Source organism: Phormidesmis sp. 146-12, assembly GCF_052939495.1.
In genome coordinates, this window is record NZ_JBJPHS010000015.1 from 48577 (window position 1) to 63961 (window position 15385).

Annotated in this window: 15 protein-coding genes; 7 read left to right on the top strand and 8 right to left on the bottom strand. The window is 47.2% G+C overall.

Going from position 1 to position 15385, the window contains the following annotated elements; translation table 11 throughout:
* Nucleotides 1-97 precede the first annotated feature (97 nt).
* The 5 genes from ACKFKF_RS09290 to ACKFKF_RS09310 all read right to left on the bottom strand — a co-directional run bounded on the left by ACKFKF_RS09290 (nt 98) and on the right by ACKFKF_RS09310 (nt 5476).
* On the bottom strand, nt 98-1189 hold the full coding sequence (locus ACKFKF_RS09290) for a glycosyltransferase family A protein (protein ID WP_446867468.1): 1092 nt from the start codon (nt 1187-1189) through the stop codon (nt 98-100).
* A gap of 11 nt (nt 1190-1200) precedes the next feature.
* Complete coding sequence (locus tag ACKFKF_RS09295; protein WP_446867469.1) at nt 1201-2508, bottom strand: ABC transporter ATP-binding protein; 1308 nt, start codon at nt 2506-2508, stop codon at nt 1201-1203.
* Complete coding sequence (locus tag ACKFKF_RS09300; RefSeq protein ID WP_446856379.1) at nt 2505-3392, bottom strand: ABC transporter permease; 888 nt, start codon at nt 3390-3392, stop codon at nt 2505-2507. Before ACKFKF_RS09300 ends, ACKFKF_RS09295 begins: the two co-directional genes overlap by 4 nt.
* A 674-nt stretch (nt 3393-4066) precedes the next feature.
* The gene (locus tag ACKFKF_RS09305) at nt 4067-4441 is read right to left on the bottom strand and encodes a hypothetical protein (protein ID WP_446867470.1); all 375 of its coding nucleotides are present in this window, start codon (nt 4439-4441) and stop codon (nt 4067-4069) included.
* A 486-nt stretch (nt 4442-4927) separates the two neighbouring features.
* Entirely contained in the window at nt 4928-5476 is a 549-nt protein-coding gene (locus tag ACKFKF_RS09310; RefSeq protein ID WP_446867471.1) for an RNA 2'-phosphotransferase, read from the bottom strand.
* Between the two features lie 225 nt (nt 5477-5701).
* Here ACKFKF_RS09310 and ACKFKF_RS09315 point away from each other — a divergent pair, with 225 nt between their 5' ends.
* Together ACKFKF_RS09315 and ACKFKF_RS09320 are read left to right on the top strand one after the other, a co-directional pair.
* Nucleotides 5702-7030: a D-alanyl-D-alanine carboxypeptidase gene (locus ACKFKF_RS09315; RefSeq protein ID WP_446867472.1), complete on the top strand. Its 1329-nt coding sequence runs from the start codon at nt 5702-5704 to the stop codon at nt 7028-7030.
* A 60-nt stretch (nt 7031-7090) separates the two neighbouring features.
* Nucleotides 7091-7480 (top strand): tautomerase family protein, encoded by a 390-nt coding sequence (locus ACKFKF_RS09320; protein WP_446867473.1) that lies wholly within the window; start codon nt 7091-7093, stop codon nt 7478-7480.
* Here ACKFKF_RS09320 and ACKFKF_RS09325 read toward each other — a convergent pair.
* Both ACKFKF_RS09325 and ACKFKF_RS09330 read right to left on the bottom strand, forming a co-directional pair.
* Complete coding sequence (locus ACKFKF_RS09325) at nt 7477-8307, bottom strand: Uma2 family endonuclease (RefSeq protein WP_446867474.1); 831 nt, start codon at nt 8305-8307, stop codon at nt 7477-7479. The genes ACKFKF_RS09320 and ACKFKF_RS09325 overlap by 4 nt on opposite strands.
* A gap of 12 nt (nt 8308-8319) precedes the next feature.
* Complete coding sequence (locus tag ACKFKF_RS09330) at nt 8320-9258, bottom strand: CNNM domain-containing protein (protein WP_446867475.1); 939 nt, start codon at nt 9256-9258, stop codon at nt 8320-8322.
* 331 nt (nt 9259-9589) lie between these two features.
* On the opposite strand from ACKFKF_RS09330, the gene ACKFKF_RS09335 reads away from it, so the two are divergent.
* From ACKFKF_RS09335 to ACKFKF_RS09345, 3 genes are all read left to right on the top strand, one after another.
* Nucleotides 9590-10489 (top strand): universal stress protein, encoded by a 900-nt coding sequence (locus ACKFKF_RS09335; protein WP_446867476.1) that lies wholly within the window; start codon nt 9590-9592, stop codon nt 10487-10489.
* 72 nt (nt 10490-10561) lie between these two features.
* Entirely contained in the window at nt 10562-10924 is a 363-nt protein-coding gene (locus ACKFKF_RS09340) for a Lin0512 family protein (protein ID WP_446856370.1), read from the top strand.
* Between the two features lie 13 nt (nt 10925-10937).
* A complete protein-coding gene (locus ACKFKF_RS09345) occupies nt 10938-11858 on the top strand; it encodes an RluA family pseudouridine synthase (RefSeq protein ID WP_446856369.1) in 921 nt (306 codons plus the stop codon).
* Between the two features lie 160 nt (nt 11859-12018).
* On the opposite strand, the gene ACKFKF_RS09350 is transcribed toward ACKFKF_RS09345, so the two are convergent.
* Nucleotides 12019-12177 (bottom strand): hypothetical protein, encoded by a 159-nt coding sequence (locus ACKFKF_RS09350; RefSeq protein WP_446867477.1) that lies wholly within the window; start codon nt 12175-12177, stop codon nt 12019-12021.
* A gap of 36 nt (nt 12178-12213) precedes the next feature.
* Between ACKFKF_RS09350 and ACKFKF_RS09355 the strand changes: the two genes are divergently transcribed.
* Nucleotides 12214-12939 carry a hypothetical protein gene (locus tag ACKFKF_RS09355; RefSeq protein ID WP_446867478.1) on the top strand — a complete coding sequence of 242 codons (726 nt, stop codon included), beginning with the start codon at nt 12214-12216 and terminating at the stop codon, nt 12937-12939.
* A gap of 53 nt (nt 12940-12992) precedes the next feature.
* Nucleotides 12993-15332 carry a Tex family protein gene (locus tag ACKFKF_RS09360; RefSeq protein WP_446867479.1) on the top strand — a complete coding sequence of 780 codons (2340 nt, stop codon included), beginning with the start codon at nt 12993-12995 and terminating at the stop codon, nt 15330-15332.
* The last annotated feature ends 53 nt before the right edge of the window (nt 15333-15385 follow it).

Sequence of the window (15385 nt, forward strand, 5' to 3'; positions counted from 1 at the left end):
AAATTTTTGACCCACGATAGGATTTCTCCAAACATCCCCCAAGGCGACTAGAGTTCTTTCAGCAGTGAGTTGCCCTTATCCAAACTGTTTGACGAACCTACGAAAATTGGGAGATATCCTCATGGGTATTAGTCTCTTTACTTTCTGACTCTCCTGAGAAAGTGTAATAAAGATTCAGTATCAAGTTAAAATTCAGGTATGTAGCGACCTTACCCAAGGTAAACACCATCTCAAACAACAACACAATGGGAAGCGCTAGAGGAAACAATAAAATTCGGGTCTTATCCTCACGCAACACAGAGCGAACTTGCGGTATGTCAAGGGGTTTGATGCTCAAGATACTCGATAGAATTCCGCACACACGCTCAAATGGACTCAGTGTAAAAGAGGTTGAGAGGTTGGTGAGTTTAGAATCCTGCGTGAGGGAGGCTTTGATAGACTCTTTGATAACGCTGTCGTGCCCCTTCAGCAAGTACCTCCAAGTTATAAATCCCACTGTAGGAGGCTCATGAAGGGCTTTAGCTTGAGGGTGCTTTATGATCTTCTCCTGCTGGAAACGCTGTAAAAAGTAATGATGAATGTTACAGTTGCCCCGATATAGCGGTAGCGGTAGAGATGTCGGAATTGGATTGCTTAGTAGAAAAGCTCGACGAAAAGCAACATTATTCATAAAGTAGCCATCAGAGATATAAGTGTCGCTTTGACTAGACAATCGAGGAAAGAAGTAATGCAGAGCGATCGCCAGTTCGTAGATAGATCGAATAGGAGTCGTCGTTTCTCCAGCAACCATATTGATGTCTGGATGCTGATTAAAGCTGACGAGAAGATCTCTGAGCCAGTTTGGTGTGTAGACACAATCAGAGTCGCAATAAACGACAATATCGCCTGTAGCAAGCGATGCGCCTAGCATTTTCGCTGCGAAATAGCCAATATGAGGGGCAGGGTGAACTTGAATCCACGGATAATTTGAGCATATTTCTGCAATCAATTCCGGTGGTGCATCGCCGCTATCAATAATCAAAAATTCGTTGGCTTGCTCTAGCGAAATATCTTGAGTGACCAGGGAGTTTAAGCTCCGATAAATATTATCAAGCTCAACGCTGGAGAGATTTTCAGTTTCAAAGACAATAGAAAACGTTGGAAGTGTAGATTCTCTGTGGCTCGTTGAGATCACATTTGACAATTGCATAATACTCTCCTTTATTTGGCAACAAGAACATTCCAGCTTCTAGGTTGATAAAAAAGTGACCTGCCGATCGCGTCTTGACCTGGCTCAACAGTAAAGCGAAAAGATTCTACTGCATCTAAATGAAACAGCTTATCTTTCTTGACATATACATCCATTAAGTAGTCTCCAAGCCTGAGTCCGAGATAGGGCATTTGTAGTTGGATTTCGTACTCTCCTGGCAGCAACTCGATCGGAATAGAGTCATTGAAACTATTCAGTGAAAGCATCATCTCTCCGCCTTCTGTTAGACCTTTGATGGCGATCGTAATACTCACATTGGTTAAACTATCTAGAACCTTTGCTTGAATACCAATAGAAGTTGCACAACCACTAATCGGCTTTTCAACTACTATGTTCTTTTCATCTCTAAAGACGATTCCTTGAATATCGAAACCTACGGTGGGGCGTTTTTTTAGGGCAGGTATCCCAATAAGACTGGCATCTATTTCGGCATCGATAAACAGATCTTGTTCATAATGGCTCATCACTGAGGCAACAGGCCCCATACTCTTGAGATGCCCTTTGGCAAAATAAACGGCTTCATCACAAACCGTGAGTATGGAGTGGGCATTGTGGCTAACCAGAATAAAAGCTGTGCCATTTTGACGAAGTTCATGTAGTTTTTGGAAACACTTTCCCCGAAAACGGCTGTCTCCAACTGCCAGGACTTCATCAATCAAGAGAATTTCTGGATTTGTATGGATTGCACTAGCAAAGCCCAATCGGGCTGCCATCCCAGAGCTATAGCTTTGTAGTGGAGACTCGATCGCTTCCCCAATCTCAGCAAATTCAACGACCTCCTCAAACCGCTCATCAATTTCCTTCTGGGTCAATCCTAAAATGGACATATTCGCATAGATGTTTTCTCGTCCAGTTAAAATCGGATTAAACCCTGCGCCCAATGCAATGAGTGGTGCAACTCGTCCATTGACGGTTACCGTCCCTGCGTCTGGGTTGATCAGTCCAGCAATCACCCGCAGAATGGTTGACTTTCCGCTACCGTTTTTACCGACAAGACCTAGAGCCTCACCTCGTCGCAGTTGAAAGCTTATATCTTTCAGCGCCCAAAATTCTTGCTTGCGTAATTCATTCTTGTGACCACCCCGCGAACCTACTAATTCTGAGGCGATATCTTGCATTCCATACAGCAAGGAGAGTTTCAAATTACGGCAAAACTTCTTTGATACCCCATTAACAGACAAGACAATATCATCATCGCTGGAGGGCGCTAGAATTGCCACCTCTTGAGCAGCATTTTTAGAAAGTGGTGTAATGTTCATGCACTCATTCGTTCAATAACATAAGGCATTGCTAACCGATAGATCACCCAAGCAACCAATAAGCCAACTAGTGCAAATCCACTCACGATCCAAAATCCAACTGGATCTGAGACTACCCCAGTGGTCGGTAGTTCCCGAATTGTGATCAGTAATGGTGTGACTGGGTTTAAGCGAACTACTGACCCAAACCAACCCGCTTGAGGAACTGGATAGATAACTGGAGTTAGCAGCATCCAGGGAGCCGTAATGATCGGGAGTACCTTTGAAATATCACCATAAAGCGTCCCTAGGGGGGCTAACAAAAGCCCGATCGCCGTCCCCAACATTACCAGGTGAACTAACGCGACTGGAGCTAACCAAGCACTCCAAGTTACAGGAATTTTGAACCAGAGAAATAACCCAAGAATTAGAATAAGCTTAATCGCGAAGTTGAAAAACACTTCACCCAACTTTGCTAAAACAATTGCCTCACGAGGAAAATTAATCTTTGCCAGCATTTGCTTGGCTTGTCCGACTGCTGCGATCGGCCCATTCAACGCTTCTACAAAGGTTTGCCAGATGGTCATGCTAAACATCACATAAGCGGGATAGGGCAGATCTGTCTCACTAATATTGATGACTCCACTATTTCGAGCAAGCACTAGTCCCAGCGATGTGACCAAGGGTGGTACAAATGCCCAAAACACCCCTAGAAACGATTGGCGATACTGAGCACTAAGATCTCGTATCAGCAAGCGCCAGGCTAGTTCCCGCGAAGCGAGAAGATCTCGACCCATCTCCCGGAACAACTTTATTGGCCGACGAATCCGACTATCAGTAGAGTAAGAAACCCGCTGAGAAGAACGACGACGCATGTAGGCTCCAGGTTGATTTCGATGATTCATAATTTCAACACAGGAATAAAGGCTTAATAGTGACAGTGTTTGATGACCAGTCGCAGATGAAAGAAGTTCAAATTTAAGTAAGTTATACCAATGCCATATGAACTTACACAAAACTTAAATAACGATAACCCTTGTCAGTGGAGGAATTTTCTATTAAGCTTGTGGAGAGACAGTATCAGTGAGCACATCATTAGATAAACTTCAACTAAAATTACTGAAGGTGAATGTAGTTAGAGATTGTTCTATCCACTCTTCTCTTAGCATTTCTTTTGTCAGGACATTCATGAATATCTTCACCCAAGAGAACTTAGGGGTGTTTCTGAGTCTTGCAACTTAAATTAGGATCGCTGTAGTAATGGCACTTATCCTTTGACCTGCCTCAATCTGATATAGATTCTGATATAGATATTGATTCTCAGCCCCTTTGCAAATATCTTCATCTCTAAACCTAACTTCTTCAACTTTAAACAAGATCAGGATTAATCTTGCAGAATCACCGAGGATTTGTGGATAGGTCGTCAGATACCCCTCTTGAATCACTATGGGCGAAGTAAACAGCCCTCTAAATGCTGAAAAGCCTCTCTAGCAAACTGTCTAGCATTTGCACTTCATTTACTACTCTCTTGAAGGAACAGAAACAAATTGTGAATGCTAAAACGTTCACTGAGAAAGAGTTACATCGTTTTTGAGTAATTTTGCTTCGTCTGGAGTGATAGTAAAGGAGTGTGTTCCAGATGATCGCCCTTGGCCTTGAGGACAGGGTGATTTTCATTCTCGGTTTTCCACCGACTTCTCCCGATACTGACAACTTGCGGTACGGTTTCGGCAGTAAGGTCATGATTGGTGACAAAGGCATTGGAGTACAGCACTTTCCCATCGGATTCGCGCAGTAGGGTCACTAGAAACGATTCGCATTGCATCAAGAACACTGAAAACGCTCCGAGAATCACGTCGCTCAATCGGTAGCGTGTCGCGTTGTTCGCTTGACGGGGATCTCGAATCTCGCTGACCGCCTTGCAGAGATCGCCCAGCAATTTTTCAAAGCTCAAGGCCAGGGGGTGGTATGGTTCTGCGGTTCCTTCTCCTTGGGGAGAGGGCTAGGGTGAGGGTGAAATTTCGAAGTTATTTAATCCACGATCCTTAGTACAACGATAGAACGATCGTAGGATGAGTAGAGTTTTACAGGATTCACTCATCCTAGATTCGATTATGGAACACTTAGAAAAGTGATTGAGTCAAACATTCGTGATTGAATAGATCAATCAGTTTGGAATCTACCAGCTAAGGCTTAGAACTAATGCTTAGAAAACAAAAGACAGCAGTTTCTGTACTTCATAGACTATAAAAAGCATCCCGTTTGAAGAAATAAATCCAACTCACCGTAGAATGCTTTAAGATCACATGAAATCACTCAATGCACACACTTAAACAAAAGCTCATTTAAGCCTAACTTCTACGATCGCTCACCCCAATCACCTCACCAAAACCCGCATCCCGTCTGATGATCAACAAGTCCCGATCGTCACCTGGCTAGCTCACTTTTGCAGCACTAAAAACTCTGGAGGCACAAAATCCACCAGCCACACATCATTCTCAGAACAGTAGAAAGTAAAGTTTGCCGCCTGCATTCTCGCCGCATCAACTACAAAAATAATCGGGCGACCCTTTCGACTACCGACTTTGCGAGCAGTTTCGAGATCTGAGGAAAGGTGAACGTGATGGCGGGCCATTTTGAGTAATCCTGATCGCACGATCGCTTCCTCCAACGGTGCGCCTGTCCCGTGATACAGCACGTCTGGCGGAATCTGAGATTCTAGCTGCAAATCGACAGCGACACTGTGCCCCTGGTTGGCTCGAATCAGCGTACCTGTAGGATCGATCGCAAATCGCTGCTTGTCACTTTTGGCAACCACTTCTTGCAACTCAGTCAGAGCGATCGGAAACTGATGGACGGTGCAGGCTGAGAGAAGATCGGCGATCGTCACCCATCCCCCTGGCATCAAGGTTAAGCCAAGTCGTTCTGGCTGGTGACGCAGATGTTTGCTGAGATATTTGCTGACTTTAACCAGGCGTGAGTTTTCCATTGTCCAGGGTGGGGAGCGATCGTTCTGACTACATTTATACTACAAACAACTACAAATTGCATCCCAATCCAGCGTGTAAGATCACCAGAGTTCATTAGCTTCTGAGATCAAGCAAACTGATACAATTAGTACAAATTAGTACAAACGACCGCCTAACATAGTCAAAGAAGCGTTGCACAATGTTGATGTTGTGGCGATGCCCCTTGTTGTCAGAAAAAAACCGCTATGTCAAATTCTCGTTCTTTCGCCATGCTTTTGGGGCTGCTGCTGACCACGGTGGGCTGTTCTGTTACGGAATCGTCTAAATCTGCCTCTGAGTTACCGACCCCGGTTTCTTCTCCAGCGGACAGCCAGCAGCCTTTACCCTCGTTGACGATCGCTCCCACAACAGCGCCCGATCCTCAGACCAGCAAGTCCATTGAGCAATATCTGAGCAAGCTTACCACCCAAGGCTTTTCAGCAAAATCTCACGGCGTTTGGATGCAGTCAGGCAGCACTTTGTTGGCGAACCATCAAGGCACCACACCTCTCCCGGCGGCTTCTTTGACCAAGGTTGCGACTTCTTTAGCGGCTCTACAAACCTTTGGCCCCGACCACCGATTTGAAACACAGATTGGCACCACCGGCCCGATCGAGAATGGCATTCTCAAAGGCGATCTGATTGTGCAGGGCGGGCAAGATCCGTTTTTTGTATGGGAAGAAGCGATCGCGGTGGGCAATCTGCTCAACAAGCTGCAAATCCGACGAGTTACGGGCAATCTCATCGTCGTGAACGGATTTTATATGAACTATGAGTTAGACCCGCAAAAGTCAGGTGCCCTGCTCAAAGAAGGAATCAATGCCCAAAGTTGGTCAGCAGACGCGCAAACTCAACATCAAACCCTGCCTCCTGGTACGCCTCGTCCTCAAGTCGCGATCGCTGGCTCGGTCAAAGTCGCATCCTCGGTGCCCGCTAATACAAAACCGTTGGCGCGTCATCGATCGCTGCCGTTGGCTGAGTTGCTCAAAAAAATGAATCGCTATAGCAATAATCTGATGGCGGAGATCATCGCTAGTTCTGTTGGGGGGGCAAACGTTGTGGCCTCGAAGGCGGCTGAAGCGGCTGGCGTTCCTCAAAGTGAAATTTTGCTGGTCAACGGATCTGGTCTAGCGGTTGAAAATCGGATTTCTCCGCGTGCTGTTTGTGCGATGTTTTTGGCAATCGATCGCTCACTCCAACCCATGAAGCTGACGGTTGCAGATATTTTCACGATCGTAGGCAAAGATACAGGCATTCTCGACGAGCGTAAGCTGCCTGCGTTGGCAGTGACAAAATCGGGCAGTCTCAATGAGGTGAGTGCGTTGGCGGGTGCCTTACCAACCCAAAAACAGGGCGTTGTCTGGTTTGTAATTATGAATGGCGGCGGCGCAAATTTAGAAGGATTTCGATCGCAGCAAGAGACGATTTTACAAACCCTAATGCGCCAATGGGGAACGGTGCAATCTTCGCCCGCAGAGCTATCGGCCAATGGGAAGCGATCAACCCAAACTTCGCTGAGTGAGGTGGTTAATTAGCGTTATAAATTGACGGACTGACTAACATTATTAAGTTAAGAATGTAGTGAGTTGAGAGCGATGGCACAAATCAAAATTTATGGAAGTTCAGACTTTCTCAGTCAAAATCGGACTCTGATTTCTGATGCGATTCATTCTTGTGTAGTGGAGGCGTTGGTATTTCCAGTAGAGAAAAGAGCGCATCGATTTATCTTGCTGAAACCAGAAGATTTCATCTATTTCTCAACTCGAACTCATCAGCATATTGTGATCGAAATCAGTCTGTTTGAAGGGCGCACCGTTGAAACTAAGAAAAAGCTGATTCATCTGTTGTTTGAGCGGCTCTCAAGCCAAGCCAAAATTGACCCGATCGATGTCGAAATCACCCTTACAGAAATGCCGAAACACAACTGGGGAATTCGAGGCAAAACAGGTGATGAGTTAGCGTTAAATTACACCATAGAACTTTAGTCTGGATCGATGTTGAGCGACCCCTTGCGGGTAACTCGAAGAGATCGTAGTTGGGCTTCTAGTCGTTCTGCTCGACGTTGGGCTTCTTGGGCTTGTTGTTGGGCTTCCTGGGCTTGCTGTTCAGCCTCTCGTATCTGTTCTTGTGCCTGTTGTTGGGCTTCTTGAGCTTGTTGTTGGGCTTCTCGTATCTGTTCTTGTGCTTGTTGTTGGACAGTTTGAGCCTCTTGTACAGCAGCGATCGCCGCTTCGCCAGCAGTGAGAGCAAGAGCACCTTGAGGGGTGAAATAACGTAACTGGCGATCGTGAATTCCTAGATAAAGTCCAAGCGCTTCACTCCAAAGTAATCCCTGATCGTTGGGCGAAATCGGTTGATAGTGTTGACTAACCAATCGAAAGCCAGCAAACTCTAAACTATCCGGTGAAAAGCAAAAATATTCATGGGTTCGGAAGCGATCTTGGTAGAGATTTTTCTTGAGTCCACGATCGACGTTTGCAGTTTCATCAGACAGTAATTCAATAATTAAATCAGGATATCGACCGTCTTCTTCCCAGACTACCCACGATCGCCGGGGATGGTTTTGAGTTTGCTGAACTAAGAAGAAATCAGGGCCGCGAAAGTCTCGATTTTTAAGCTGTTGACGACTGAAATAGAGGGTTAAATTGGCACCGATAAAGAAGTCGTCGCGGTCACGCCACAGCCATTCTAAACAAGTCACCAAGAGAGCAAGCTGATCGTAATGTGCAGAAGTTTCCATCTCTGGTTCGTCACTGTCAAGCTGAGTCGCATCAGGCATCAGATCAGCCAATTGTTGGGCAGTCAGAGCCATCACATTCGCCTCCTAAGCGGGAATATCTTCTAGCGTACTCGGAGTTAGAACTTCTGAGCTGACGGGAATCTGAAGCTTGAGATCGCCAAACGGACGAGTGACTTGACGCAGCAAAATCGTTTCGACCCGGTTTTCTTGAATGGAGACGGCTTCAAACTCCAACTCGCCCCACTGAAAGCGATCGCCCTCCACAGGCATCCGTCCCAAATGGTGAATCATAAAGCCCGCCAGCGTACTGTGCGTATTTTGAACGGGAATATTCAGACCCAATTTTTCATTCAAACTGTGCAAATCTAATGCGCCCGCCACAAAAACTGAGTGAGTATCATTGGAGACCAAAGGCGTGTGTGAGGCAGGCAAAATCGGCTTGGCATTCTCGCGATCGAACCACCAACCCGTCAGCAACTTCACCGTCCCATTCAAAACCACCAGCGCAGGATAAAACAGATAGGAGCAGATCTGAAGCGGCCCAATCAGCAACAGAGCCGTTTTTTCGGGCGCATGGGCCGCCAACACTTTAGGAACCAGTTCGCCCAGCACAATCTCAACATACGTCACGAGCAAAAACGCGATCGTCGCCGCGATCGTATGAGACGTGATCATGACAGGCAGATGAGCGATCGGAATGCGACTAATCCACGGCTCAATCCAATGCACCGTTGCCCCTTCTCCAAGCCACCCCAAAAGCAAACTGCCCGCTGTGACTCCGGTTTGGGTGACAGACAAGTATTTTTCCAGGTTGGTTTGAGCATAATGAACTCGTTGAGCCGCTTTGCTGGTTCTCGGATCGTCTGCTTTTTGGGATAGCTGATAAATTTCGTTTTTGGAGGCAGAGACGATCGCCAGTTCAGCGGCGACAAACAAGGCAACAATAATCACCAAAAGCAGCAAAATCGAGAGCCGCACAAGCGTTTCTGCTGTTTCAAGTTCAAAGGTTTGCAGGCTAGTCAAGATTGAAATCTCCTGGTCGTATAGGCGGATACCGATCGTTATTCTCAGTCTAGTGAATAGGTGAGCGCCTGAACTTGTATCCGCAGAAACAAATCAGAAATGGGGGAGGGAGGAGGGAGGAGGGAGGAGGGAGGAGGGAGGAAAGGAAAATTAGAATTGGCTGTATCTCTAGTTCTCTGTTTGACAGTAAGACAGTAAGTTTGATAGTGCAGTGTTGAATTCGGGAGGTAAATTGCTGTCTGGAGTGGGTTGAAAGTGTTGTGTAGAAGTCCTGACTGCAAACGTCGCACAATGCTACTGTGAGGGAGAAGTTTCACCTCGACTTCAGGTTATGTTTCAACGACCTCTGATTTGTACCGATTTTTCTGACGGTTTGCAGCGTCTGGTTGATTTTGTACCAAGCCTGGTGGCGGGTGGCATGTCCCAGATTGTGTTTTTGCATATTGTCCCTCTTGAAGAAAGTAATATTCCTCGCGTCAATGCAGAACGAGTCGATCGCGCTAAGTCCAAACTCTCTGCCGCCCTCAATCAGATTCCAGCGGGGACTGAAGTTAAGGTTGAGGTGGAGTCAGGACGAGCGATCGAGTCCATTCTCAAAACGGCGGAGCGGTATCAGTCAGACGTAATTATTTTGGGCACTCCCAGCCGCACGTTGCTCACCGAAAAGTTATTTGGTAGCACCACAATGGGCTTGGCCCAACGCACCAATATTCCTTTGTTAACGCTGCGGCCTCAGTTGATTTCGACTTATACTTCTGAAGAATTAAACCTACGCTGCCGGCATTTGTTTCGCACATTGTTGCTGCCTTTTGATAATAGTAATGCGGCTCGATATACCGTTGAGAAGGTTAAAGAGTTGGCTCAAAAGCGTCCGATTCAAGAAGTTTCTCCTCAAACAGACAAGTCGTTAGAAAAGATTTTGTTAAGCTGGGTTGCCCAGGAAGGGGGACGATCGGAGCTATCTGAAGCAGAACAGCAAAAAATCGTCTGTGACACGATCGAACCCGTTCGCGATCAGCTAGTTAATCAAGGTTTGACCGTCACTATCGATGTGAGAAGAGGCAGCCCGATCGTGGAAGTTTTGACCGTCGCTCAGGAATCAGATGTGAGTGCGATCGCGCTTTCTTCTGACAATTTAGGCAAACTTTTGGAATGGTCTACGCCCAGTTTTGCAGGCGAAATTATGCGACGAAGCTGGCACCCGGTTTTGTATTTCCCACCTATGCGATAAAAGCTGCTTCCATCTTTAGAAGTGACATTTCTGGCTCTATTTTTGACCGCCAACAATGGAAAGTAGATAAGCATGACTCGCAAACGGTTGATTATTGAGATGGGAATGGGTGTCGATCAACATGGTCAAGAACCTACGGTCGCGGCGGCTCGTGCGGTGAGAAATGCAATTGCTCACAATGCGCTACCGGGCGTGTGGGAAGTGGCGGGCTTGAGCCACCCCGATGAGATGATTGTCGAAGTGCAAATTGCTGTGCCTTATCCCGATCAGGTGCGCGAGGCGGAAGTGCTGTCTGTATTGCCGTTTGGGCGCAAAACTTTGACCGTGGAGGCAGGCGGAATGGTGGTGCAAGGACGGGCGATTTCTGAATTTAACGACAAAAATGATGAAATGCTGGTTGCGATCGCGTCTGTCACTGTTTTAATCGAGACTTAGAACACTATTGAGAATGGCGATCAATCAAGGCTGGATCTACTCAGAACAGGTTTCTCAGAATGCGAATAACATTACAATTCTGAACTATTATGTAACGCATTACACACATTCCTCACGACAAGAATGGAGGGATCGTATTCAGTCTGGACTCGTATCTGTCAATGGAAATGTGATTACAGAAGGTGACACGCTTCTCAAATCTGGGCAACATCTGGCTTACCACCGTCCACCCTGGGTAGAACCTGACGTACCAATGGATCTGGACATTCTCTATGAAGATGCAGAACTGCTGATTTTACACAAACCTTCTGGACTACCTGTATTGCCGGGAGGTGGCTTTCTAGAAAACACGCTTTGGGGTTGGTTAAAGCGTCACTATGCTGATCCGCCCAGTCCTCTGCATCGATTGGGACGAGGCACGTCTGGCATAATGCTGTTGGCAAAAACGGAGGCGGCTAAATCTAAACTGTCACGAGATTTTCGCAACGGGAAGATTCACAAACTCTATCGCGCCCTGGCTACAGGAAACGAAATGCCCGATCGCTTCACCATCACCCAACCGATCGGCAAAGTTTCTCATCCCACGCTCGGCTATCTCTACGCAGCGACGGCAACCGGGAAATCGGCAATCAGTCACTGTCAGGTATTGCAGCGTGATCGCATTCCAGGAGCCAGTTTGTTGGCGGTGACGATTCCCACAGGGCGGCCGCATCAGATTCGGATTCATCTGGCGACGGCAGGCTATCCGCTTTGGGGCGATCCCTTGTATGGAGTGGGCGGCGAGGCGATCGACCAGACTTCTGTCCCAGGCGACTGTGGCTATTTTCTCCACGCTCATCAGATCCAATTCACGCATCCCGCCACAGGGAATTTGCAACAGATCACCGCAAAACCGCCCCCCTCAATTCTCTATCCATTAGGCAGAAGTCGGTAGAACGCAGACAGGGCTTAGGCATGAGTCGCCAGTTGCGCGCCTTCTGAGTAGTAGTTTTCTCAGTCTGACACAAATAAACCCCACATCTCCTTCACAGCAATCCTTCTACACACTTTTGCGTAATGGATAGCTTCGTGAGGAGGGCAAATCATACTTGCATTCAACAATGCCAAGAAAGAATGGGGATAGGGATTAGAGCCTGACTCAACACTTTAGCCCCTACCAGAACTTCTAGTCTTGGGTCGATCGCGCCTTCCAATTTGCCCCAAAACGTAAAGTCATCGCCATCTTGTCCCTTTCCGTGCCACAATTTCCTCAAAAGCTCTCTCTCAACCCTCGATCAAGGACTCAACAGATGCAAATTTGGAATGTGATGCGGTCTAGAAAAATGCGCGGGTCTGTAGCACCCCTGGTCACGGTTAGCTTGTTGGCGATCGCCCTTCCCATTGCGCCAGCCAAAGCCGAAATATTTGGAGGCATTTTTAGCAATCAGCCCAATCCCTATCTAGTCTGTTCGCGCGATTTGGCGGGGGCTAAAATTTCGACGGCTGATGCAGCCAGTGCTTGCGCTCAAGCGTTGCGCCCCAGAGATCTCGGAACTTGTGTTGTGCGGATTGCCAACAATAAAATTGCCGGAACGGATGCGCTGTCGGTCTGTCGTCAGGTGCGTCGCCCCGTCGAAGCCGGAAACTGCGTCGTGAGAATTCGTCAACAAGCCTCGGATGCTGCCGTCGTGGATGTGCTAGATAGCTGTCGCCGGAGTTTGCTGCCTGAGCGCTATGCCGAATGTGTCGTGGGGCTAAATCGTCAGCTTAAAGTGGCAGGCAAAGAAGCGATCAATACCTGTCTCAATGCCAGCGATCGTCCCTCTGATGTGTTGCCGACCTTTATCCCGGCGGGTGCTGAAATTCCGGGTGCATCTTCACCTGTCCCAACTCCTGTTGTTCCCAATTCTACGGAGTCTCCGGCCCCGATTACACCTACCCCTTCAACCACAACGCCTACCCCTTCAACCACAACGCCCGACTCTTCAACGACTGCGCCTGCGTCTACCAATCAGCCAGTTCCAGCGCTATATTGATTGAGCTATATTGATTGAGCTAGTTTGCACTTCGTTCATTTTTTCGATCGCGCATGTTGAATATTTCGCAACTTTTGGCAGAAGAACTTTCTCTGCGTCCTGTTCAGATTAAGAGTGCACTGGAATTGTTTGCAGAAGGGGCAACAGTTCCGTTTATTGCGCGATATCGCAAAGAGCGAACGGGCGAAATGGACGAGGTGCAGCTACGAGATTTGAGCGATCGCTTCACCTATTTAACTGAGCTAGAAGATCGCAAAAAGAGCATTCTTGACTCGATTGAAACTCAGGGCAAACTCACCAATGAGTTAAAGCTAAAGATTGAGAATTGCTTGCAAAAAAATGAGCTAGAAGATCTGTATTTACCGTTTCGTCCGAAGCGCCGCACGAGGGCAACGATCGCCAAAGAAAAAGGGTTAGGTGGATTAGCAGAATTCATCAAATCGCTGAATCAACCAGTTGCGTCAGGGTCATTTGAGACAGAAGCGGAAAAGTATTTAGACGAAGAAAAGGGCGTTAAAACGACTGAAGACGCTTTGAAAGGTGCCGCTGATATTTTGGCAGAAGAAGTGTCTGAAAAGGCGGAGCTTCGGGCTTATCTGAGAGAATTGCTGTTAGATGGAGTGTTTCGATCGCGCATCAAAGACGATCATCCCGAAGGCTCGACGAAGTTTGAGATGTATCGCAATTTTCAGGCGAAGGTGAAAGCGATCGCGCCTCATAATCTGCTGGCACTTTGTCGGGGAGAAACGGAAGGAATTCTCAATGTTGATTTGGATTTTGATGAGGATGCAGTCTTCAGCTATCTAGAATCTCAAGAGATCCGCACAAAGGCGAAATCGGTGCGAGATTTTTATCGCTCAATGCTCAAAGATGCTTTCAATCGATTGATGAAAACGTCTTTAATTAGTGAAGTTCGGGCTGAGAAAAAGACAGAGGCTGATATTGAGTCGATCAAAACCTTTGAGTCAAACCTGCGCGAATTGTTGTTGTCTGCCCCAGCGGGAATGAAGCCAACATTGGCACTCGATCCAGGATTTCGCACAGGTTGCAAAGTCGCTGTCTTAGATCAAACTGGGAAGTTTTTGCAATATCAGGCAATCTTTCCACACACAGGGCAGGGACAGCGCCGACAAGCCGCCGAAACGCTCAAAGAACTGCTGACCAAGCATCAGATCGAACTGATTGCGATCGGAAACGGCACCGCCAGTCGAGAAACCGATGAATTCGTCGCTGAAGTTTTGGCAACGCTAGAGAAAAAGCCGATTACCGTCATCGTCAACGAATCAGGCGCGTCAATTTACTCAGCCAGCAACGTCGCGATTTCAGAATTTCCGGATCTGGATGTGACGGTGAGAGGGGCGATTAGTATTGGGCGACGTTTACAAGACCCGCTGGCAGAATTGGTAAAGATTGATCCCAAATCGATCGGCGTTGGACAATACCAGCATGATGTCGATCAAAAACTGCTGAAAAAGAAGCTGGATGAGACGGTTGAGAGTTGCGTTAACTATGTCGGAGTCGATCTCAATACTGCGTCTAAAGAATTACTCACCTTTGTTTCTGGTATTAGTCCCACCATTGCTAATAACATTGTCGCGTATCGAAATGAGAACGGTGCTTTTCGCGATCGCAAGTCGTTACTCAAAGTCCCCAAACTGGGTGCTAAAACCTTTGAGCAAGCGGCAGGATTTCTGAGAATTCGCGATGGTAAAAATCCGCTCGACAATACCGCCGTCCACCCCGAAAGTTACAGTGTGGTTGAAGCGATCGCCAAAGATTTCTCAGTTCCTTTAGTTCAAACCAGCGAGATTGCCGATCGGCTCAAAACAAACTTAAAGAAATACGTGACGGAGGCGATCGGAGAACCTACGCTACGCGACATCATCAGCGAACTAGAAAAACCGGGACGTGACCCCCGCGCCGAATTCAAATACGCCACCTTCAAAGCAGGAATTAAAGAAATCTCCGATCTACAAGTCGGCATGGAATTGGAAGGCGTGGTCACCAATGTTGCAAATTTTGGTGCTTTTGTCGATGTGGGCGTTCACCAGGATGGCTTAATTCACGTCTCACAATTGTCCGATCGCTTCGTCAGCGACCCCAAACAAATCGTCAAAGTCGGTCAAGTCGTCAAAGTGCGCGTATTAGAAGTTAACGAAAAACTGAAGCGTATCAGTCTATCGATGAAATCACCCGATCGCACAGATAGCCAACCCACCCGGACACAAGAACGGCCACAGGGACGACCACCAGAACGCAAACCGGAAATTCAGCCTCGTAAATCAGAAGTTCAACCCAAACAAAAATCAGAAGTTCAACCCAAACAAACTCAGTCTGAGAATAAAGCACCAACGCTGGACGATCTACGATCGAAGTTTGGCAAGAAACGCTAGAGTTCACACAAAAAACTGCCCTCAAGGTCACAACGACGATCAGGGCAGTATAA

Coding starts and splice junctions, on each gene's coding strand:
- ACKFKF_RS09290 (WP_446867468.1), bottom strand. CDS start 1,189: ATGCAATTGTCAAATGTGATCTCAACGAGCCACAGAGAATCTACACTT.
- ACKFKF_RS09295 (WP_446867469.1), bottom strand. CDS start 2,508: ATGAACATTACACCACTTTCTAAAAATGCTGCTCAAGAGGTGGCAATT.
- ACKFKF_RS09300 (WP_446856379.1), bottom strand. CDS start 3,392: ATGAATCATCGAAATCAACCTGGAGCCTACATGCGTCGTCGTTCTTCT.
- ACKFKF_RS09310 (WP_446867471.1), bottom strand. CDS start 5,476: ATGGAAAACTCACGCCTGGTTAAAGTCAGCAAATATCTCAGCAAACAT.
- ACKFKF_RS09315 (WP_446867472.1), top strand. CDS start 5,702: ATGTCAAATTCTCGTTCTTTCGCCATGCTTTTGGGGCTGCTGCTGACC.
- ACKFKF_RS09320 (WP_446867473.1), top strand. CDS start 7,091: ATGGCACAAATCAAAATTTATGGAAGTTCAGACTTTCTCAGTCAAAAT.
- ACKFKF_RS09325 (WP_446867474.1), bottom strand. CDS start 8,307: ATGGCTCTGACTGCCCAACAATTGGCTGATCTGATGCCTGATGCGACT.
- ACKFKF_RS09335 (WP_446867476.1), top strand. CDS start 9,590: ATGTTTCAACGACCTCTGATTTGTACCGATTTTTCTGACGGTTTGCAG.
- ACKFKF_RS09340 (WP_446856370.1), top strand. CDS start 10,562: ATGACTCGCAAACGGTTGATTATTGAGATGGGAATGGGTGTCGATCAA.
- ACKFKF_RS09345 (WP_446856369.1), top strand. CDS start 10,938: ATGGCGATCAATCAAGGCTGGATCTACTCAGAACAGGTTTCTCAGAAT.
- ACKFKF_RS09355 (WP_446867478.1), top strand. CDS start 12,214: ATGCAAATTTGGAATGTGATGCGGTCTAGAAAAATGCGCGGGTCTGTA.
- ACKFKF_RS09360 (WP_446867479.1), top strand. CDS start 12,993: ATGTTGAATATTTCGCAACTTTTGGCAGAAGAACTTTCTCTGCGTCCT.